The sequence below is a fragment of the Bacillota bacterium genome, from assembly GCA_013178125.1.
Lineage (GTDB): Bacteria > Bacillota > SHA-98 > Ch115 > JABLXJ01 > JABLXL01.
The window spans coordinates 359,439-380,654 of sequence record JABLXJ010000001.1 but is presented as its reverse complement, the minus strand read 5'-3'; the positions used below and the strand labels follow the sequence as shown (position 1 = coordinate 380,654).

The window sequence follows — 21,216 nt, the reverse complement described above, 5'->3', positions numbered from 1 at the left end:
CGCCATTCCAGCACGTCATGTCGCATCATCTCAAATGATTCAAATGATCTCCACTCTATAGTCGATGAGGGTGGCCTCCCTGTCACGCTCGAGATCCCGCGCGATGCATGATAGAATCTCGTTCGCGTGGCGACCGTCGGTTGAGACGCAAGCCAGGCCAAGGGTCACCCTCTGCCACGCATCCTGGTTGTCAACCTCTGCTATCGCTACATTATATCTTACCCGAAAGCGGTCGATAATGCTCTTCACTACGCGCCGCTTGTCCTTAAGGGAGGCTGCCTTGCCTATGGAGAGCTCCACCCTCATGATTCCAACCATCATGGTTATCCTCTCCTAAAGCTGGCGATGTGACTCCTCCAGCTTAAAGGCTTCAATGATATCCCCTTCCTTTATATCATTGAAGTTCTGCAACCCGATTCCGCATTCAAACCCCTGCAAGACCTCGCGGACGTCATCCTTGAATCTCTTGAGGGATTCTATCTTACCCTCATGGACAACTATATTATCGCGCAATACCCGCACATCTGCATCGCGGGTGATCTTGCCTTCCTCCACATAGCTCCCGGCTATCATCCCAACCTTGGGTATCTTGAACGTCGCCCTCACCTGGGCTTTCCCCATTACAACCTCGTGATACTCGGGCTCGAGCATGCCCTCCATGGCAGCCTTTATATCCTCGGTGGCGTCATAGATGATCCTGTAGAGCCGGACATCCACACCGTCACGTTCGGCCATCTTCTTCGCATTGGCATCCGGGCGAACCTGAAAGCCGATAACGATCGCCGATGACGCGGACGCGAGCATGATATCGCTCTCCGTGATGGCCCCGACGCCGGAATGGATAATATTGACCTTCACCTCATCCGTGCTGAGCCTCTCGAGGGCCTGCCGGAGGGCTTCCACGGAGCCCTGGACGTCGGCCTTTATGATGAGCTTAAGCTCTTTGACCTCCCCCTCTTTTATCCTGTCAAACAGGTCGTCAAGGCTTATACGCCTTGCGGGGCTGATATCTTCGGCGCGCTTACGCTCCTGGCGCCGGTTCGCGAGCTGTTTGGCAAGACGGTCCTCGGGAACGACCTGCAGGATATCCCCGGCCTTGGGCACATCCGACAGGCCCAGCACCTCGACAGGCATGGAGGGCACGGCCTTCCTCACGGACTCACCTTTATCATCGATCATAGCTCGCACTCGACCGGCCACATCCCCGACAACGATGGAATCCCCGATGTTAAGGGTCCCCTTCTCGATTAAGACCGTAGCCACGGGGCCGCGTCCCTTGTCAAGCTCGGCTTCGATGACCGTGCCCTTGGCCGGCCTGTCGGGATTTGCCTTGAGGTCGCGCATATCAGCAACAAGGAGGATCATTTCGAGCAGACCCTCGATGCCGATGCGCTTGAGGGCGGACACTTCAACGCAAACCGTATCCCCACCCCACTCCTCCGGTACAAGGCCATGCTCCGAAAGCTCCTGTTTGACGCGATCAGGCTGGGCATTGGGCTTGTCGATCTTGTTGATCGCCACTATTATCGGGACCCCGGCTGCCCTGGCGTGATTTATAGCCTCGACAGTCTGAGGCATTACGCCATCATCGGCAGCCACGACAAGGATGGCGATATCCGTCACCTGGGCGCCGCGCGCCCTCATGGCCGTAAACGCCTCATGACCCGGGGTATCAATAAAGGTTATCTTCCGGCCGTTCAATTCAACCTGGTATGCCCCTATATGCTGCGTTATGCCTCCAGCCTCCTGGGCCGTAACGTTGGTTTCCCGGATGACGTCAAGAAGGGAGGTCTTTCCGTGGTCAACGTGCCCCATGATTGTAACCACAGGGGGACGAATCACCAGCGATGCCGGATCATCCTCAGTATCCTCGATGCCGAATTCGCGCGCCTCGGCCTTGCTCTCCGGCTCCACATCGAAGCCGTACTCGTCGGCAATGATGCTCGCCGTATCGAAATCTATCTCCTGGTTGATATTCACGATAACGCCCAGCTCGAGCAGATTCTTTATAACGTCAGACGAAGAGACCCCCATTTTTGCCGCGAGGTCCTTGACCATTATCGTCTCGGGCAGGGCCACCTTCTTCTCGCGCTGGATCTTTTCTCTCCTGCGCGTCGGGACAAGCGGGCGTACAGCCTTCCTTACCTCGCCCCTCTCGACTGCCACACGTGAAATCCTCTCGCTCGTGCGGCTTTCTCGCTTGCCGCTCCTCACCTGGGCCAGCTGGATAACTTTATCCCCGGCCTTTTCTTTCCTTGCGGCTGGCTCACCCGGTGCAGCCGCGGCAGGTGCCTGCGCGGGTTTTGACGCAGGTTTTGGCTCAGGCCTGGGACTGGGTTCGACCCGGCTTTCCGGCCTCGGCGCGGGCCTAGTCGCAGCCGCACCTGCAGGGTGCCTGGCCAATTGCTCCTTGCTGCCACCGGCAGGCGCAACTCCCGGTCGCCGCCCGGGGACATCCACTCCTCGTGCTCCCTGCCTGGCCTGCGCAGAAGCGGGCCGGGCGGGTTGGGGCCGGGGTTGGGATTGGACGATGCCGCCGCGATCCCCACGCGCCACCCCTGGCCCTGACCCAGATCCAGGCCGGGAAGCGCCCGCTGGCGCCGGCCTGGTCGCGGCTGACGGCTGCCTGGCATCCCTCTGCCAACTTGGGCGTGAGCCATGATATGCGCCTGGCTGGTGCGCACCTGGTGCGCCTGGCGCACCCTGTCGCCTATCGCGCCGCCCGTTATAATCCCGCCCGCTCCTGTAGTTATTCGAGAACGAGCTCCTACTGGCCTGGGCCTGGTGAGACCCCGGATGAGCCGAGCGAGGCCCCGGTCTCATGTCGGGCTGCCTCGGCGGGCGAACCTGATCCTGAGCCCGTCGAGGCAGGATCTGAGCCTGAGCCTGAGCCTCGGCCTGAGCCCGAGCTTGAGCGTGAGCCTGGGTCTGAGGCTGGGTCTGAGCCCGGGCCTGGCCCGAGGCCTTTCCATCCCTTTCGGCAAATCTGTTCCTTACGAACCTGGCAACATTCTCCTCGAGGGCGCTCATGTGATTCTTGCCTGGCACGCCCGAGTCCGCCAGCAATTGCAGGATATCCTTGCTACTCTTACCAAGTTCCTTTGCTAGTTCGTATACCCTAATTTTCGCCAAACACATCACCCCCGTGCTTCTGAATTAATCCTCTCCACTCTTACCTCCGGAGAGATGTGCCTCGAGTCTTTCCACGATTTCTCTTGATACTTCGTGACCGAGAGCCTTATCAAGCTTATCCTTCTTCACAGCGATGTTCAGGCAATTGATATCAGGGCAGATATAGGCTCCCCGACCGGCACGTTTCCCCGTAGGGTCGATCTCCACTTCCCCCGCAGGGGTCCTCACGATCCTCACCAGCTCCCGCTTGGGGCGCACCCGCTGGCATCCCACGCACATACGCTGGGGGATCTTGCGAAGTTTAGGCGCTTTACTGGACTTCGCCATACGCTCTCACCTTTCAGAAGTCGAACTCGTCATCAAGATCGAGTTCGAGCTTTCTAACTTTAGTCCGGGCGCGAGCCTTGCGTTTTCTGACCCCATCTTCCAGAAGATCGATATCGTCGCCGCCCTTCTTGCCCCGCTTCCTCTTCTTGGAGGTCGCCTGCTCAACCTCGGATTCTGAAGGTGCAGTCCCAGGCTCCAGCGCGGGCTCAACGGCGGGGGGTTCGGGCTTAAATCCGAGCCCGGGTGCGGGTCCGGGGTCAGGTTCAAATACAGGTTCAGGTTCAGGTTCAAGCCCGGGCTCAGATTCAAATTCGAATCCGGGCATAGATCTAGGTTCGAGCTCGGGCTCGGGCTCGGGCTCGGGCACAGGTCCGGCTACCGGTTCCTGGACTGCTCCGGGTCCGGCTTCGAGCCCGGTCCCGGTCTCGGGGCCGGATGCGATCCCGGATTCCGCCTCGACATCCTCAATACTGTGGGCAGGCTCAAACAACATCTCTGCAGCCTGAGATTCGCTCTTGATATCAATCTTCCACCCGGTCATCTTGGCCGCAAGCCTAGCGTTTTGGCCCTCCTTGCCGATGGCAAGGGAGAGCTGGTTGTCAGGAACGATAACCCTGGCGGTCTTCGTCCTCTCGCCGAGCCTGACGTTGACAACCCTGGCCGGGCTCAGGGCGTTGGCGACAAAATTCTCGGCGACGGGGTCCCATGCTATGATATCTATCTTTTCCCCCCTGAGCTCATTTACAACCTTCTGGACCCTCATACCGCGGGGTCCCACACAGGCGCCGATAGCGTCAACATTCTCATCTCTGGAGGAGACGGCAATCTTCGACCGCATACCCGCCTCCCTGGCGATGCCCTTGATCTCCACCGTTCCATCATAGATCTCGGGCACTTCCAGCTCGAAAAGCCTCTTTACGAGTCCGGGATGAGTCCTCGATACTATTACCTGAGGACCCTTGGGGGTCTTCTTGACCTCAGCGATGTAGACCTTGATTCTATCTCCGAAATTATAGGGCTCTCCAGGCGTCTGCTCGTTCGGCGGCATGACAGCTTCTACACGGCCCAGATCAATTACTACGTTGCGCTGCTCGCGACGCTGCACAACGCCTGTAACGACCTCGCCCTCGCGGTTGCTGTATTCCTCGAAGATGATGCCACGCTCTGCCTCGCGAATCTTCTGGACAACCACCTGCTTGGCGGTCTGGGCGGCGATCCTCCCGAACTCCCGCGGAGTCACCTCGTTCTCGATGACGTCGCCCACCTCGTAATTGGGGTCTAGGGCTTCGGCCTCAGCGAGGGACACCTCGATCCTGGGATCGCGCACCTCTTCAACCACATTCTTCCTTGCAAGCACGCGGATGTTCCCGCCAACAGGATCTATCTCGACCCTTACGTTCTGGGCTGATCCATAATTTCTCTTGAACGCCGATACGAGAGCAACCTCGATTGCAGAAAGCAGCACTTCCTTGGAAATCCCTTTTTCCTTTTCAAGCTGTTCAAGCGCCTCTACAACCTCGACGTTGACGTCCATGAACCCTCCCCCTTACACTTCCACTACCAGCCTGGCCTTGCTGATCTTTTCCCTTGGAACTCTTAACACCTTGCCATCGACATTGACCTTGACCTCATTGTTCTCCAGCCCCTCCAGGTAGCCCTCGAGGGATTTCCTCCCGTCCACCTCAGCATAGGTGTTGATGAGAACCCTTCTACCAGCGAATCTTGTGAAATCCCCCTCCTTCCTGAGGGGCTTCTCCCCTGAGGAAGAAACCTCCAGGATATAGCTCTGCGGGATCGGGTCGATCGCATCGAGCTCCCTGCCGAGCCTCTCGCTCACGACAGTGCAATCATCAATCGAAACCCCGCCAGCCTTATCGAGGTAGATCCTGAGAAACCACTCTCCAGCTTCCCTTACATACTCCACGTCCACAAGCTCCATACCCTCGCTGACTACAATGGGCTTTGCCAGTTGAGTTACAAGCTCCTCTATCCTAGCTGCAGATTTCATCATGTGGCCTCCTCACGAGCCCCAGTACGGAAGCTAACTTTAATAATCGTCTCATAGAATAGTCTCAACAAATCGTGTCTCAATCAAAACTCGTGTTTCAATCAAAATACGGTGAAACATGACTAAAGAGTGGGTTTCCCCACTCTCCACATTCCCGCCTCCGGGATCAAACCTGAACCCCCGGAAGGCTTCCAACATCAGTATACCATAGCGGCCTCCCCAATGCAAGGAAAATCGGCGTGCTGTAGTGATGTATACCCGGTGCTATCCCCGGTCGTCCCCAGTGCCGTTGTATTACCATTACCGGCCGTCAACGAGACCGGACCTGGGACACGATGTCCCAGTACATCTTGAGCCTGGCGAGGAATCCCCTGCCAAACCCCATCTTCTCCTCCTTCATCAGATGAGTCAGTCCCTCAAGCGTCACGGTCCTCACCCTGGCCCCGCTCCGGCTCATATGGCGAGTAAGCGCCACTTCGACACCGAAGTGCGCTATATCCAGGTCGAGGGATTCGAGAAGGTCGCGCCTGACGGCCCTCTGGCCCGAAAGCCACGGGCTTATCTTTTGCGCAAGATCCGTCGCGACTCGCCCTTTGCCAAAAACCCCGACAACCATATCGGCCTCGCCATCCAGGACCGGCTCAAGCAAGGCACGAATGTGCCCTGCTGTCAGTCCGACGAGATCGGCATCGAGGAAGAGGATAGCTCCGGCATCTGTAGCCTTCACTCCGGCCTGCATCGCGCCGCCCTTCCCGAGGTTCCTGGCAAGCTCAATTACCCTCGCGCCTGCCTCCCGCGCCGCGGCGGCAGTCCTGTCTGTGGATCCATCGCTCACGACCACAACATCGTTTACAAGGTCCGCCACCTTCACGACAGCCACAACCGAGCCTACGGTCTTCTCCTCATTGAATGCTGGTATCACAGCGGCGACCTTCAATCCGAACTGCCCCCCAGTCTCCTTATCTCATCCACGAGCGCATCGACAAACTCGTCCTCGCCGAGCCTCCGTGCGATCTCGCCCTTGACGAAGAGAGCCCCGCCCCCCTTCCCGCACGCAAGGCCGACATCGGCGTCACGCGCCTCGCCAGGCCCATTCACCTCGCACCCCATAATGGCCACCTTCAGGGGGGCCCGCAGGTTGGGGAGAATACCGGGGATTCTATCCTCCACCTCCCGGACGACCTCACGGAGATCAACCCTGCACCGGCCGCAGGTGGGACACGATATTATCTCAACCTCCCGCCTGCGCATCCCGAGGGTCATGAGTATCTCCTTGCCCACGCGCACCTCTTCCACGGGGTCGCCCGTCAGGGAGACCCTTATCGTATCCCCTATGCCTTCGGCAAGGAGGAGCCCGATCACTATCGCCGATTTCACAGTGCCGCTGCGAGGGCTCCCGGCCTCGGTGAGCCCCACGTGGAGCGGGTAATCGCAGGCCTGCGCCACCAGCCGGTATGCATCAATGGTAGTTGCGGGGTCTGATGCCTTAAGGGAAATCACGATATCACCGAAACCAGCGTCCTCAAGGATCCTTGCGCTCTCAATGGCGCTCTCGGCCAGGGCCTCGGCCGTCCGGCCACCGTATTTATCCAACAACCCGCGATCGAGCGAACCCGCATTTACGCCCACCCTTATGGGCACACCGCGCATGGACGCCTCCCTTGCTATCTCCTCGACCCTGGACCGGGGCCCGATGTTGCCCGGGTTTATCCTCAGCTTATCAACCCCCGCATCCAGGGCGAGAAGCGCAAGCCTGTAGTTGAAATGTATATCTGCCACGAGGGGCGCCCTCGCCGCCCTCCTGATCAACTTCAGAGCCTCCGCTGCCTCCACGTCCGGGACGGCCACCCTGACTATATCGCACCCGGCCTCCTGGAGCCTTTCTATCTGCCTCACAGTCCCCTCGACGTCGCGAGTATCGGTCTTGGTCATGGATTGAACGGAGACCGGCGCGCCATCGCCGATCTGCACAGCTCCAACATTCACTCGCCTGGATTTCCGCCGCTTTATCTCCATATCCACATCATCCGCATCCTCGATATCTTCATCCTCGATACCTACATCCTCGATACCTGCGAGACTCACGACATTCTAACGAGCCTCATAATATCGCTAAACGTCGCAAAGAGCAGGATGAGCATCAATACAGCCATCCCTATAAGGCGGGCAAAAGCCTCCTGGTCCTGATTGAGGGGCCGCCTCCGCAGCGCCTCAATGATCAGGAACAGGAGCCAGCCCCCGTCGAGCACGGGTATGGGCAGGAGATTGAGAAGCCCGAGGTTCACATTGAGTATAGCGGCCAGGAAGAGGAGGTTGAAGAGGCCGAGCCTCGCGCTCTCCCCCACCATCTGGGCTATTCCAATGGGGCCGGCAACCTCGGCCTTCATCCGCCCGGTTATCATCCTGCCGAGAGCCACAAGGAGGCTACGCGACATGTTCACTGTATACCGCGCCCCCACCCCAAACGCATCTATGATGCCGGTCCTGGCCCATGGCTCTTCGAGCACGATACCTATAGACCCCGCCCCGGTTGCCGGGTCCTTCGCGGGGGTAACCTCGATCGTCCGCTCCACCCCGCCCCTCAAGACCGTCAGGCTTATTCTCTCGTTCGGGTGAGCCATTATACGCTCCCGCACATCGGCCACGGTGTCCACCCGCTGGTCATTGATGAATATTATCCTATCCCCGGCTTCCAGGCCGGCCAGTTCAGCACGAGAGCCCCTTATGACATCCTTGACCTGCGCAGTCGGCACGCCGAAACCGAGAAACACCGCGAAGAAAAGCACAAACGCGGCAACGAAGTTCATCACAGGCCCGGCCGTGACTATGAGGGCCCTCGCGGAGACAGATTTGCTTGCGAAGCTCCTTTCATCATCGGGCGCAATCTCCTCAGCCGGGTCCTCGGGCTTATCCACCCCGCCGAACTTCACAAACGCCCCGAGGGGAAGCAACCGCAGGGAATAGACGGTCTCGCCCAGCTTGAAACGTATCGCCCTTGGGCCGAAGCCTATGGAAAACTCGTGGACCTTAACCCCCATAGCCTTGCCGACCGCGAAGTGCCCGAACTCATGCGCGAGGGCAAATGTGGTAAACACAAAGGCAAACGCGAGAATGGTTATGAGCATGAAGCGCTATCACCCTTTCCTTCCCCAGGTCTGAGCCAAGCCTCTTGCCCAGCGATCGGCCTCCAGTATCTCGTCCAAGGAGGGGTTCATGATGCTCGAGTGCCTCTCCATTGCATCGCTCACAAGGCGGGCTATATCCCTGAAAGCGATCTCGCGCTCCAGAAAGCGGCGGACAGCCTCCTCGTTTGCGGCGTTCATCACCGCCGGCATCGTCCCGCCGGCCCGCATCGCCTCGTGCCCGAACCGCACCGCTGGGAAACGCGACTGGTCAGGGACGCCGAATGTGAGGGTCCCGAGCCTCTCTACATCGAGGCTTGCAGCCGCCCCGTTGAACCGGTTTGGATAGGTCAGGGCATATTGTATGGGCAACCTCATATCAGGGCATCCCATCTGCGCCTTGATTGACCCATCACAGAACTCCACCATGGAATGAATCACGCTCTCGCGGTGGATAACAACGGCAATTCTCGAGGGATCAATGTTGAAGAGCCACCTGGCCTCTATAACCTCGAGCGCCTTATTCATCAATGTGGCCGAATCGACGGTGACCTTGGCGCCCATGGCCCAGTTGGGGTGTCGCAAGGCATCCTCGGGGCCGGCCACCTCGAGCTCCTCCAGGGTAAAATCCCTCAACGCCCCGCCGGAGGAGGTCAAAATCAGCCGCCCGACAGCCGCTGCATCCTCGCCCACGAGGCACTGGAAGATGGCGGAATGCTCGCTATCCACGGGTATGATCCTGACCCCGCGACGCGACGCCTCGCGCATAACCAGCTCCCCCGCCGCGACCAGCGTTTCCTTGTTAGCGAGCGCTATATCCTTCCCTGCCCGGATAGCGGCCAGGGTAGGCTCCAGCCCAGCTATCCCGACGATGGCATTGAGCACGAGGTCCACCCCGGGGGCGGTGACCATTTCGATGAGGGCCTCCCGCCCGGCCAGCACGCGCGTGGCGGGCAACGAGTATAGCCGCGCCTTGAGCTCGTCCCCGAGGCTATCGTCGACTATCGCAACCATCGGCGGGCGGAAGTGGAGCGCCTGCTCGGCGAGGCGCTCAAGATTCGATCCCGCCGAAAGCCCAGCAATCCTTATATAATCAGGGAAACGCAACGAAACCTCAAGGGCCTGGACTCCTATGGAGCCCGTCGACCCCAAAACAACCACGTTTCTAGGCCTGATATCTGGCACGAGCCCTGTATCTGTCATATCAATCACCCAGTCCTCAGTCACCTAGTCCTCGGGCCACAGCGGGAGCAGGCCGCTCCTTACCAGGGCCTTGAGCAGGATAGCTACAAGCGGCCCCAAGATGAAACCGCCCGGCCCGAATAACTGTATCCCGACATAGATGGCAACCAACACAGCGAGTGGGTGCATTCCGACCCCTGCGGCCACCACGCGTGGCTCAGCGATACGCCTGACGATAAACATCGCGACCATCGTCAACGCCAGGATTATGGCGGCGCCCAACCGGTCGACGAGTATATCGTAAACCATTATCGGAACCAGGATCGTGCCCGGCCCTACGATGGGAATCGGATCCAGTATGCCGGCAAGGATGCCGAGAAGCCATGCATACGGGACCCTGGCGATCGTCAAGCCGATGATGCTTATAATCACCGTAAAGCTTATGAGGATGATCTGAGCTCGTAAAAAACCCATCGTTGCACCGATCACCTCGGTCCTGGTCCCACCGGCCTTAGCCCTCAGAGACGATGGGAGAAGCCGGAACATGAACTCAACGAGCGCCTCCTTATCCCGGCTGACAAAGTAGGTAGCTATGAACGCTACAACCAGGATAATCCCCACCGCAGGCAGGCTCACAGCGAAGCTCAAAAGGCCGATCAGGCTCCGCTCCACAGCCTGGTAGAGCTTGTAGCGGTTTAACTCTATGGCGCTGACAATGGGGGGAGGAAGCCCGCGGTAAAACTTCTCGATCTCGCGTATTATATTATCTATCATTTTGCTCAGGCTTACGTCATACCCGGGAAGGGCCCTGATGAGATTCTCGACCTCGAGATAGAACCTGGTTGCGCCGACAACAACAAAGACGGCCAGGCAGAAGATGAGTATAGACATCACGACCAGGACGGCCATGCCCCGGGCGAGCCTCAGTCTCCGCTCGAGCAGATTCACGGCCGGGTCGATTACCGCCGCCAGGATCACGGCTATGATAAATGGCGCTATGTAGGGTAGAACATATTTCAGCGCAAGAAATATCCCTGCGAGCATCCCTGCCCATAATAGGGCTATCCTCTTTACTTCGCTCATTGCATCAACGCCCGCCCTCTCCCCGGTAGCACCGCAAAACTGGTAGCCCCGCAGAATCTCGGGTCAGGTTGCCACGAGAGGCTCAACCCACAAGAAACTTAATATAGTAGTATGCGACCGGTGCAGCGAAAAAGACGCTATCAAACCTGTCAAGCGCCCCACCGTGCCCCGGCAGGAACCTCCCCGAATCCTTGACGCCGGCATCTCGTTTCAACGCCGACTCGCATAAATCACCGAGCTGGCCCGACAGGCTCAGCAAAACGCCGAGGCCTGCGGCGTGGCCCGCCGGCAACGCGCTCCACCACTCGAACGCCTGAGCCAGGTGATTCACCAGGATCGCCGCAAAAACAGCTGTGCAGATGCCGGTGAGCGAGCCCTCGAGCGTCTTGTTGGGGCTCACGAGGGGCCATAGCTTGGTCCGCCCAAGCAGCATCCCGCCGAAATATGCGCCGGTATCCGACCCCCACACCGCCAGGAGCGCCAAAATCAAGTACCCCGCGCCCCCAGGGAGGTTTCGCAGCATCAGGATGTAGGCCACCGGGAGGCCTATATACAGCGTGCCGAAAACCGTGCCGCTGGCGCTGGCAAGGGCTTCATGCGAGCCACGCCTCAAAAGCTGCGCCGCAAGGCCGGCCAGGGTAACCAGCGCCGTCACGTGCGCAATATAGCTACCGGCGTTTAAATACCCGGCGGCCAGCAGCAAAGCCCCCCCTGGGATCATCACCCAGGCATCCGGCGACAGGCCCTTCCGGTGAAGTAAAGCCCTTATCTCAAGGACGCCCGCCATGGCTATTACGAAAGCCGCCAGCAATAGCGGGATTCCACCGGCCCAGATTAAATAGATCCCTATCGCTCCGCCTAGCAAGCCGGAGATAAGCCTTGTAGACACCGTCTATCGTCCCTCCGGTTCGGACCGCCCTAGGCCCGGATCGGGCCTCCCCCCAAATCGCCTCTCCCGCCCCTGATAATCATGTATTGCCCTGTAAAGCTCCTCCCTGGTGAAATCCGGCCACAACGTCGGGGTCGTCCAAAGCTCCGTATATGCCACCTGCCAGAGCAGGAAATTGCTCAACCGCATTTCGCCGCTGGTCCGGATCAGGAGATCCGGGTCTGGCAATCCCGCTGTATAGAGGTGATCTGAGATTAATTGCTCATCTATGGAAGGGAGGTCTATGTCCCCCGCCAGGACGCCCTCGCAGATGCTCCTTACAGCATCGAGAATCTCGGCTCGTCCTCCATAATTTACCGCAAGATTTAATTGAAGGCCCCCGCTTGCACGGGTCTTCTCCTCTACATTAGCTATCAGATTACGCAGCGGCAGCGGCAAACCATCCCTGCGGCCGATCACCCTCAGCCTAACGTTTTTCTCCACGAGGCTCAGCATTTCCTGCTCCAGGGTCTCCCGGAATAGACTCATGAGGCCACTTACCTCGTCTGGAGGGCGCCTCCAGTTCTCTGTCGAGAAGGCATAGAGAGTCAGGAATCTCACGCCAAGCTCGCCGCAGGCGCTTACTATCTCCCTGACCTTGTCAACCCCTGCCTTGTGGCCCGCGATTCGAGGCAGCCCGCGTTCTCTGGCCCACCGCCCGTTGCCGTCCATAATTATGGCTATATGTGAAGGGATGCGATCCCTATCTAGGCCATTTCCGGCATAAAGATCGCCGCTGACCCGGGCCACCTTCGAAATCCCCTCGCCCCTTCTCAGCAGGCGGCCACGCCATATGCCAAAAGCTCTCTCCCAGCGCCAACGAAGATTCATAATTCAACCTCTCCCCCGCAGGCTCATACCCCGGCCCAGGAAAAGGATGCATAAAAAGGATGAATAAACATGGAAGGGGAGGCGAGCCCTCCCCTCAAAAGAACTCCCGAGAAACCACCCTTAACCCTCTGAAATCGCTCCAGATGGGCATTGATCAGCGCATAAACCACAATCAGTGCAGACGTCAGGATTGATCTGATACTTGTCCTCTCCCTCGCTTATCGCCTGGAATGGGCAGGCCTCAGTGCAGCTCCCGCATTTCGTGCACTCGTCACCGATTACGTGAGCCATGTAAAGCACCTCCTTTCGGGCTCCCATCACGCGCCGCAACCAATTCGATAATGGGATCGGGGCCAACAGCGCGCTGGCGGATAACCCGCAGCTCCCCCTCTATCTCCCCGGCCGGCGGCGTCGTAAGGACCACGACGCATGTATGCCCGCATTTCGTCATGATCTCCTCCGCAAGGCGCAGGTCGCACCCGATAACATCAGGAACGGGAACGCTCATACCTCCATTATCTCCTTCTCCTTGGCGGATAGGAAGGCATCGATCTCGGATATGTACTTATCAGTCAATTTCTGGACCTCATCCTGGGAACGCTTGAGCTCATCCTCGGAGATCTCCCCATTTTTCTCTATGGCCTTGAGCTGGTCATTTGCCTCGCGCCTCAGATTTCTCACAGCTACCCGCATGTCCTCCGCCTGTTTCTTCGCGAGGCGAACAAGCTCCCGTCGCCTCTCCTCGGTGAGCTGCGGCAGGGCGAGGCGTATGACGCTCCCATCATTTACGGGCGTGAGGCCCAGGTTTGACTTCAAAAGCGCCTTTTCGATCTGACTCAATACGCTCTTATCCCATGGCTGAACCATGAGAAGCCGTGGCTCGGGCGCGCTGATTGTCGCCACCTGATTAATGGGAAGGGTCGAGCCATAGCATTCCACGGTTATCCTGTCGAGAAGCGCAGGATTTGCGCGTCCAGTCCTTATGGCACTGAACTCCTTCTTTATAGCCTCAATAACACCCTTCATCCTGTCCTCGGTGCGCTTCAGCACCTCCCTGGTCATCCCCTATTCCCTCCTTACAATCGTCCCAACCTGGTCGCCAAGTACAGCTCTCCTAATGTTACCCCTGTGGTTCAAATTGAAGACGATAATCGGAATCTCATTATCCATGCAGAGGGAAGTGGCCGTTGAATCCATCACCCCGAGGCCTCTCTTGAGCACGTCAAGGTAGGTCAAATCGGTGAACATCGTAGCATTGGGGTTTTTGAGGGGGTCGGAATCGTAGACCCCGTCAACCCTCTTGGCCATGAGGATAACCTCGGCCTCGATCTCCGCGGCCCGCAGGGCAGCTGCAGTATCCGTCGAGAAAAACGGGTTGCCGGTCCCGGCCGCGAATATGACAACCCTCCCCTTCTCCAGGTGACGGATGGCGCGCCTCCTTATATAAGGCTCGGCAATCTGGCGCATCTCGATGGCAGTCTGGACGCGAGTGTCTATACCAAGCTTCTCGAGCGCGTCCTGGAGGCATAGGGCGTTCAAGACCGTCGACAGCATCCCCATATAATCGGCGGTGCTGCGGTCCATGCCGTGTCTGGCGCCCTCGGCGCCCCTCCAGATATTGCCCCCGCCCACCACGATGCCGATCTGCACCCCAAGATCAAAGACTTCCTTTATCTCATCCGCCACGTGTTTCACCATATCGAGGTCTATACCATACTCGAGCGAGCCGGCGAGGGCCTCGCCGCTCAATTTCAGCACAACGCGCCTATATTTGGGTTTGTTCTGCAAAGCAACCCAGCTCCCACTATATCTCTTTTCCACTATCACTCCTAAAGAAGAGAACACTCTCGTGTTCTCTTCTTTGAGAAATGCCAGGCTTATTTCTCAGGTTGTGCTTGCGCCTGGACGCCGCAACCCTGCGCTTCTCTTTCGATTCCCTCACCGAGCTCAAACCTGGCGAACCGCCGCACCGTTATATTCTCCCCGACCTTGGCCGTGAGCTCGGCAACCAGGTCGCGCACGCTCCTCTCAGGGTCGCGTATATAGGGCTGTTCGATCAGGCAGACCTCCTTGTAGAACTTCTCGATCCTGCCCTCAACGATTTTATCCACAACGCGCTCGGGCTTTCCCTCGTTCAGCGCCTGAGCCCTGTAGATCTCCCTCTCCTCGTTGAGCAAGTTTTCAGGCACGTCTTCCGGTTTTACATACATCGGCCTAGCTGCGGCGATTTGCATTGCTATCTCCTTGACCAGGGCACGGAACTCATCGGTGCGAGCTACAAAATCCGTCTCGCAGTTTACCTCGACGAGCACGCCGATCCGGCCGCCCATGTGGATGTACGAATCTACGACCCCTTCAGCGGCGACCTTCCCGACTCGCTTCGCGGCCTTAACCAGCCCCCTCTCCCTGAGGAGGGCGATCGCCTTATCCATATTGCCGCCGGTCTCCGCTAGGACCTTCTTGCACTCCATGATACCGGCGCCGGTGCGCTCTCTGAGTTCCTTGATATCAGAAGCAGCAATCTCCACGATAACCCTCTAGCCCCCTTTGCAAAAGGCTGCCCGGAACCCCGGCTACCTGTCACCTTACTATTATCGGCCTGATCCCATTAGCGTTCCTCGTCATGCGCCTCGTGCTCGCCCTGAGGAACAAACTCCTCGACATCGACATCGAGAGGAACCTCCACTACATCGCCCTCAACCGGGACATATTCCTCCTCCACATCGTAATCGCCGATCTCGCCTATAATCTCGCTCTCACCCTCGCCCTCACCAGCGACGAGAGCCGCGTCGCGACCCTCAAGGCCCTCGAGAACCGCATCCGCCATCTTGCTGGTGATGAGCTTTACAGCCCGTATGGCGTCATCATTGCCTGGGATAATGTAATCGACCTCGTCAGGGTCACAGTTTGTATCAACGATGCCGACTATAGGTATACCAAGCCTCCTGGCCTCCGCCACGGCGATCTTTTCCTTGCGCGGGTCAACAACGTAGAGAGCGTCGGGTAGCTTCTCCATATCGCGTATGCCGCCGAGGAATTTCTCAAGTTTTTCCTTCTCCTTCATGAGAATTAGTACCTCCTTCTTCGGCAGCACTTCGAAGGACCCGTCTTCCCCCATCTTCTCGAGGAGCTTCAACCTCTCGATTCGCTTCTTGATGGTCCGGAAGTTGGTGAGTGTCCCGCCGAGCCACCTCTCATTTACATAGTACATCCCGCACCGCTCAGCCTCTTCCTTCACGGTATCGTGGGCTTGCTTCTTAGTGCCCACGAAAAGGATCCTCCCGCCCTCATTGGCCACTTTCTTTACAAACTCATAGGCTTCATCGATCTTCCTTACGGTCTTCTGGAGATCAATGATATATATCCCATTTCGTTCTGTAAATATGTAAGGCGCCATCTTAGGGTTCCAGCGGCGCGTTTGATGGCCGAAATGAACACCAGCCTCCAGGAGCTGCTTCATAGAGACGACCGCCATCTGCGTCACCCCCTCTCCGCGTGGTTTTTTTATCCTCCGTCCCTTTCATCCCCCGCAAGACCCAGAGGGCACCATTGCGCGGGTCCGGGGACGTGCGTAATCACACTATATTGTAGTATACCACAACCACTATGCCTTATCAATGAAAAAATAGCGATGGACCTCATTTGATCCATCGCAACGCGCCCCGGCTCCGTTTTCGTTTTCAAATTACCCTGGCGTTTTACCTTACGTGCACGACAACAGGCACCGCCATCCACTTGCTGGCTACCACGTTGACGGTCTTTCCCGCAAGCTCGGACCTCAGTGTCTCGCGGACCACATCATGGGTTATGGCGCCAACCGACTCAGCCAGCTGCGAGAAATTCATCGTATCAATAGTTGCGAGCGCTGACCTTTCGGCCAGCCGGTTTAGCTCGTTCTCCAGCTGTCTCAACGAAGCGCTCGGCAGTGAAATCTGGATGTTCGAGATCCTGATGCTGCTATCCCCGAGCTTGATAGGGCTCTTCCCAATCTGAGCCGGCACGGATTTCTTGAGATCCTCAGCTATAATGGGCAGCTCGGCCCTTGCCGCCTCCTCAACCTGGGTCCTGACTAAGGCAGCAATCCTCTGAGAATCTATGGCCAGGCTCACACCCCTTGACAGCACCGTGTACCCGAGACCGGCGATTATAACGAGGACAGCAAGAGCCCCAACTCCAATACCGAAGAGAAACGATCGCTTATCCGGAACCATACCCCGCATACCCCTTCATCACCTCCGTTTTGAACTAGACTTCAGGTAACTATGTGCCAGTCCTATATCATATTATGCCAGCAAGTACAAGTTCTATAACAAAAAGAGAGAAATTGTGTTTTGACCCACAATTTCTCTCCCCTTACCGGCAATCCTCCGGCCATCTTTATTTACCCAGGAGCCTTCGGTTGCCCTTTCATCCACCCTCTACCTGGCCCATTTTAACCGGCCTTCTCAGTTTAACCCATCCTACCTGCTTATCTGCCTGCTCCTGAGCCGCTCCAGCTCATCGAAGAGCTTATCGTTGAGCACGCGAATATAAGTGCCCTTCATACCCAGAGATCTCGACTCGATCACACCGGCGCTCTCAAACTTCCGCAGGGCGTTGACGATCACAGACCGTGTTATCCCAACCTTATCCGCAATCTTGCTCGCAACGAGCAGGCCCTCGTCGCCGTTGAGCTCGTCAAAGATGTGCTCAACAGCCTCCTGCTCTGAATAGGAGAGCGTATCCAGGGCCATCTGCACTGCGGCCTTCTTGCGGGCCTCGCCCTCGATCTTTTCATTCTTTGACCGCATTATCTCCATGCCTATGACGGTCGCAGCGTACTCCGCAAGGACTACATCATCATCGGAAAAATCCCCATCAAATCTGGCTAGGACGAGAGTTGCGAGTCTCTCGCCGCCGCAGTAGACGGGCACGATTGTGTACACCTTCTCCTCAAATGGGCAGTCAACTGCGTCGCTGAGGAAGCACTTGCGCGTGGCCTCGCGGGAATTCTCTATGGTTTCCACGACACGCAGCAGTCTATCATTGTACTCCTTCGGGAACATGCTTCCATTGGAGACGCAGCTCTCAATCGTTTCGCAGTCGAAACCCTCCACAAACCCGTATCCGAGCACCTTTCCCTTCTTGCTAACAACATACACGTTAGCAGCCAGTTCGTCGGACAGGACTTGAGCCATCTCTTTAAAATCCACTGGATACCTCGCAGATTCCTGGATAAATCTATTTATCCTCCGCGTCTTTTCAAGTAACTCACTCATCTTTAACATCCTCCCTAAATCTACTCCTAAGTAAGATATCGAACCTTAACACTCGGATATTAAACCCCCGGGGTAACCGGGATCTTTTTGATTGCTTGTCCAATTTTTGCCCGGTCGCTCCCTCCCTTCTATAAACTATAAGTTAAGTGAGGACCATTTAGGTTAAGCTCATAACCCCAGCCGCTGCCAGGCCTCAGCCCCCGCCAGGCCTTCCTACCAAGTTCCCACCAAACCCCGGCAACTCGAAACCCCGGCAAATCCGCGAAACCCCGCATTTTACTCCTCAGCGGGCTGGTCATAAACCGGCTATAAGATGTAGCGGCTGAGATCCCTGTTTTTCACTATATCTACAAGCTTTGATTGGACATAGTCCCGGGTAATCACTACCCTCCTCTCGGATACGTCAGGCGCTTCAAAAGATAGGTCCTCCAAAACCTTCTCAAGAATCGTATGAAGCCTTCTGGCGCCGATGTTCTCAGTTTGCTGGTTGACAAGATCCGCGATCTCGGCTATCTCCTCTATGCCGGTCTCATCGAATTCTACTGCCACTCCATCGGTCGCTAAAAGGGCGGTATATTGCTTAATAAGGGCATTTCTGGGCTCCGTCAGTATCCGCTTGAAGTCGCCCTTATCCAGGCTCTCCAATTCAACCCGGATGGGGAACCTCCCTTGGAGTTCAGGTATCAAATCAGATGGCTTCGATACATGAAAGGCACCGGCAGCGATAAACAGTATATGGTCCGTCTTAACCGGGCCGTGCTTCGTCATAACCGTCGATCCTTCAACAATCGGAAGGATATCGCGCTGCACCCCCTCCCGAGAAACATCGGGGCCGCCGCTACTATAGTCCTTGCCTGCTATCTTGTCGATCTCATCGATAAAGACCATGCCCGACTGCTCCACGCGGCGGATAGCCGCAGTCACAGCCTCATCCATGTCGATAAGCTTTTGGGCCTCCTCCTGCGCGAGGATCTTGCGAGCCTCGCGGATGGGCACCTTGCGCTTCTTTTGACGCTTGGGGAATATATTCCCGAAGACATCCTGGAGGTTTATGCCCATCTCCTCGACGCCAGCCCCTGAGAAAACCTCGAGCATGGGTGGGGATGCATCTTCGACCTGGACCTCGACGATCATATCTTCGAGCTCTCCCGCCTGGAGCTTCCACCTGAGGGATTCGCGCTCTCGCTCGACCCTCGAGCGCTTCTCCTCATAGTGGGAATCATCCTCGCGGTTGAAGCCTATATTCCCAAACAGTGCCGCAAATGGGTTCACATTGGCCTCCCTTGTCGGCAGCGGAGCCAGGATATCGAGGATCCGGTCTTCCACGGCTGCCTCCGCCTTGCTGTAAACCGTGGCCATGCGCTCGGTTTTAACCATGCGTATTGCTATATCAACGAGATCTCGAATTATCGAGTCGACATCCCTGCCGACATACCCGACCTCGGTGAACTTTGTGGCCTCAACCTTGATAAACGGGGCGTCGGCTAACCGCGCAAGCCTGCGCGCGATCTCGGTCTTGCCAACGCCAGTGGGGCCTATCATCAGGATGTTCTTCGGCAAGACCTCCTCCCGGATTTCCTCCGGCAATTGCTGGCGCCTGTATCTATTTCTCAAAGCTATCGCCACAGCCCTCTTGGCGGCTGACTGGCCGACTATATACTTATCGAGTTCCTCCACTATCTTCCTGGGAGTCAGGTTTTCCACGTGATACCCTCCTCCATTACATCTCCACATATATCTAAAGCTCCTCGACAATTATCTCCTCATTTGTATATATACAAATGGAAGACGCTATCCTCATGGCCTCCAGGGCTATCTCCCTGGCGCTCAGGTCAGAGTATTTGATGAGAGCTCTCGCAGCAGCAAGGGCATAAGGCCCGCCGGACCCTATGGCGATCACCCCGTCATCCGGTTCAATTACATCACCACTGCCGGAGATCACCAGCAGGTGATCCAGATCAGCGACGACAAGAAGGGCCTCGAGCCGTCTCAGCGCCCTATCCAGCCGCCACTCCTTGGCCAGCTCCACTGCGGCCCGCGGGAGATTCCCATGAAACTCCTCTATTTTGGCCTCAAACTTCTCAAAAAGGGTAAATGCATCTGCGGCGGCTCCAGCGAAGCCCGCCAGGACCTTGTCTTTATAGATCTTCCGGACCTTCTTGGCCCTGTGCTTCATGACGGTGTTACCGAAGGTAACCTGGCCGTCCCCGGCCATCGCGATCTTGGTGTCCCGCTTTACCGCCACTATGGTCGTTGCTAGGTAGGCGTTATTCAAAGGAGCTGCCTCCTCCTGTGGCCCAGCCCGGGTCAGCCTATGCCCTTGGATGGGACCGATTGTAGATCGTCTTGAGCTTCTCCCTGGTAACATGGGTATATATTTGAGTAGTCGAGATATTCGCATGACCCAGGAGCTCCTGGACCGCCCTCAGATCCGCTCCGCGGTCCAGGAGGTGGGTGGCAAAGGAATGACGGAAGGCGTGCGGGCTCATCTTCCCCCGGATGCAAGCCCGGCGTATGTACTTATCCACCATGCGCTGGACGCTTCGCGCCGAGAGCCTGTTGCCCATTTTATTAAGAAATATAGCCTCCTCCGCATCATCATCGCCCCCGCCACCTCTTCCCTCCGGCTGGCGCCCGAAAACCTTGCGCGCCCTATCCTGGATAACGGGTCGGGCTTCACCGAGGTAAACAGCTAAAGCATCCATGGCCTTGCTGCCCACGGGCACCACCCTTTCCTTTGAGCCCTTGCCAAGCACGCGAAGGTAGCCTGAAACCGTGTCCAGGTCCGCCAGATTCGCCCCGACCAGCTCACCCACGCGTATCCCCGTGGCATAAAGAGTCTCGAGGATAGCCTTATCCCTCAGACCAAACGGCGAATTATCTGGAGCATTCATAAGAGAAGAAATTTCCTCTATATGTAGAAACTTCGGCAACTTTCTCTCCCGCTTCGGGGTCGAGACTCCCTTCGCCGGGTTTACCGCCAGGTAATTCTGGCGACAAAGAAATTTGAAAAAAGACCTCACCGCCGCCAGGTGCCTCGCTATCGTTGCCCTCGAATGCCCGCTTGACTGCAGGTGAGCCAGATAACCTCGAATTGCCAGGTGGTCGATGTGGTCGCTGAGATTAGCGGCATTTATATACTCGATGAAATCGCTGAGATCTCTCTCATAGCCGACGATGGTATTTTTCGATGCATTGCGTTCAACTGTCATATATGTCAAGAATTCCCGAAGAAAACCGTCAAACAACCCGCACACCGTCTTCCGCTTCCACAAGCTGGCTTAAATGATCCTGAGCTGTCAAAGTCCCCAAAGAAACAAAGAAACCACAGGATTTACTTTCATC

The 21,216-nt window shown here is 57.1% G+C and carries 22 protein-coding genes and 1 pseudogene; all 23 read right to left on the bottom strand.

From position 1 onward, the window contains the following. Positions 1–39 precede the first annotated feature (39 nt). The 23 genes and pseudogenes from HPY71_02000 to HPY71_01890 all read right to left on the bottom strand — a co-directional run bounded on the left by HPY71_02000 (position 40) and on the right by HPY71_01890 (position 21,083). Entirely contained in the window at positions 40–321 is a 282-nt protein-coding gene (locus HPY71_02000; protein ID NPV52278.1) for a DUF503 domain-containing protein, read from the bottom strand. A gap of 12 nt (positions 322–333) precedes the next feature. After that, positions 334–3,138, bottom strand: a complete 2,805-nt coding sequence (infB, locus tag HPY71_01995; protein NPV52277.1) for a translation initiation factor IF-2 — start codon at positions 3,136–3,138, stop codon at positions 334–336. Positions 3,139–3,156: 18 nt separating this feature from the next. Further along, entirely contained in the window at positions 3,157–3,459 is a 303-nt protein-coding gene (locus HPY71_01990; GenBank protein ID NPV52276.1) for a YlxR family protein, read from the bottom strand. Between the two features lie 445 nt (positions 3,460–3,904). After that, a pseudogene (nusA, locus tag HPY71_01985) lies at positions 3,905–4,993 on the bottom strand (transcription termination/antitermination protein NusA). Between the two features lie 12 nt (positions 4,994–5,005). Further along, positions 5,006–5,470: a ribosome maturation factor RimP gene (locus HPY71_01980; GenBank protein ID NPV52275.1), complete on the bottom strand. Its 465-nt coding sequence runs from the start codon at positions 5,468–5,470 to the stop codon at positions 5,006–5,008. 307 nt (positions 5,471–5,777) lie between these two features. After that, positions 5,778–6,404: a glycosyltransferase gene (locus HPY71_01975; protein ID NPV52274.1), complete on the bottom strand. Its 627-nt coding sequence runs from the start codon at positions 6,402–6,404 to the stop codon at positions 5,778–5,780. Continuing rightward, positions 6,401–7,483 (bottom strand): flavodoxin-dependent (E)-4-hydroxy-3-methylbut-2-enyl-diphosphate synthase, encoded by a 1,083-nt coding sequence (gene ispG / locus HPY71_01970; GenBank protein ID NPV52273.1) that lies wholly within the window; start codon positions 7,481–7,483, stop codon positions 6,401–6,403. Before ispG ends, HPY71_01975 begins: the two co-directional genes overlap by 4 nt. Before the next feature lie 65 nt (positions 7,484–7,548). Then, positions 7,549–8,592 (bottom strand): RIP metalloprotease RseP, encoded by a 1,044-nt coding sequence (gene rseP / locus HPY71_01965; GenBank protein ID NPV52272.1) that lies wholly within the window; start codon positions 8,590–8,592, stop codon positions 7,549–7,551. A 9-nt stretch (positions 8,593–8,601) separates the two neighbouring features. Then, the gene (locus HPY71_01960) at positions 8,602–9,792 is read right to left on the bottom strand and encodes a 1-deoxy-D-xylulose-5-phosphate reductoisomerase (GenBank protein ID NPV52271.1); all 1,191 of its coding nucleotides are present in this window, start codon (positions 9,790–9,792) and stop codon (positions 8,602–8,604) included. Between the two features lie 24 nt (positions 9,793–9,816). Next, a complete protein-coding gene (gene ytvI / locus HPY71_01955) occupies positions 9,817–10,854 on the bottom strand; it encodes a sporulation integral membrane protein YtvI (GenBank protein ID NPV52270.1) in 1,038 nt (345 codons plus the stop codon). An 82-nt stretch (positions 10,855–10,936) separates the two neighbouring features. Further along, the gene (locus HPY71_01950; protein NPV52269.1) at positions 10,937–11,743 is read right to left on the bottom strand and encodes a phosphatidate cytidylyltransferase; all 807 of its coding nucleotides are present in this window, start codon (positions 11,741–11,743) and stop codon (positions 10,937–10,939) included. A gap of 3 nt (positions 11,744–11,746) precedes the next feature. Next, positions 11,747–12,613, bottom strand: coding sequence for an isoprenyl transferase (locus HPY71_01945; protein ID NPV52268.1), 867 nt, complete (start codon positions 12,611–12,613; stop codon positions 11,747–11,749). A gap of 120 nt (positions 12,614–12,733) precedes the next feature. Continuing rightward, on the bottom strand, positions 12,734–12,904 hold the full coding sequence (locus HPY71_01940; GenBank protein NPV52267.1) for a 4Fe-4S binding protein: 171 nt from the start codon (positions 12,902–12,904) through the stop codon (positions 12,734–12,736). Then, on the bottom strand, positions 12,885–13,121 hold the full coding sequence (locus HPY71_01935; protein ID NPV52266.1) for a hypothetical protein: 237 nt from the start codon (positions 13,119–13,121) through the stop codon (positions 12,885–12,887). Before HPY71_01935 ends, HPY71_01940 begins: the two co-directional genes overlap by 20 nt. Then, positions 13,118–13,675, bottom strand: coding sequence for a ribosome recycling factor (frr, locus tag HPY71_01930; GenBank protein ID NPV52265.1), 558 nt, complete (start codon positions 13,673–13,675; stop codon positions 13,118–13,120). The genes HPY71_01935 and frr overlap by 4 nt, the downstream gene beginning before the upstream one ends. A gap of 3 nt (positions 13,676–13,678) precedes the next feature. Further along, on the bottom strand, positions 13,679–14,401 hold the full coding sequence (locus HPY71_01925; GenBank protein ID NPV52264.1) for a UMP kinase: 723 nt from the start codon (positions 14,399–14,401) through the stop codon (positions 13,679–13,681). A gap of 89 nt (positions 14,402–14,490) precedes the next feature. Further along, the gene (tsf, locus tag HPY71_01920; protein NPV52263.1) at positions 14,491–15,144 is read right to left on the bottom strand and encodes a translation elongation factor Ts; all 654 of its coding nucleotides are present in this window, start codon (positions 15,142–15,144) and stop codon (positions 14,491–14,493) included. 77 nt (positions 15,145–15,221) lie between these two features. After that, complete coding sequence (rpsB, locus tag HPY71_01915; GenBank protein ID NPV52262.1) at positions 15,222–16,088, bottom strand: 30S ribosomal protein S2; 867 nt, start codon at positions 16,086–16,088, stop codon at positions 15,222–15,224. 223 nt (positions 16,089–16,311) lie between these two features. Further along, entirely contained in the window at positions 16,312–16,833 is a 522-nt protein-coding gene (locus tag HPY71_01910; GenBank protein NPV52261.1) for a hypothetical protein, read from the bottom strand. Between the two features lie 240 nt (positions 16,834–17,073). Beyond that, on the bottom strand, positions 17,074–17,871 hold the full coding sequence (gene codY / locus HPY71_01905) for a GTP-sensing pleiotropic transcriptional regulator CodY (GenBank protein ID NPV52260.1): 798 nt from the start codon (positions 17,869–17,871) through the stop codon (positions 17,074–17,076). A gap of 306 nt (positions 17,872–18,177) precedes the next feature. Beyond that, positions 18,178–19,575, bottom strand: coding sequence for an ATP-dependent protease ATPase subunit HslU (gene hslU, locus HPY71_01900; protein ID NPV52259.1), 1,398 nt, complete (start codon positions 19,573–19,575; stop codon positions 18,178–18,180). A gap of 34 nt (positions 19,576–19,609) precedes the next feature. Next, complete coding sequence (gene hslV, locus HPY71_01895) at positions 19,610–20,239, bottom strand: ATP-dependent protease subunit HslV (GenBank protein ID NPV52258.1); 630 nt, start codon at positions 20,237–20,239, stop codon at positions 19,610–19,612. Continuing rightward, positions 20,184–21,083 carry a tyrosine recombinase XerD gene (locus HPY71_01890; protein NPV52257.1) on the bottom strand — a complete coding sequence of 300 codons (900 nt, stop codon included), beginning with the start codon at positions 21,081–21,083 and terminating at the stop codon, positions 20,184–20,186. Before HPY71_01890 ends, hslV begins: the two co-directional genes overlap by 56 nt. Positions 21,084–21,216: the final 133 nt, after the last annotated feature.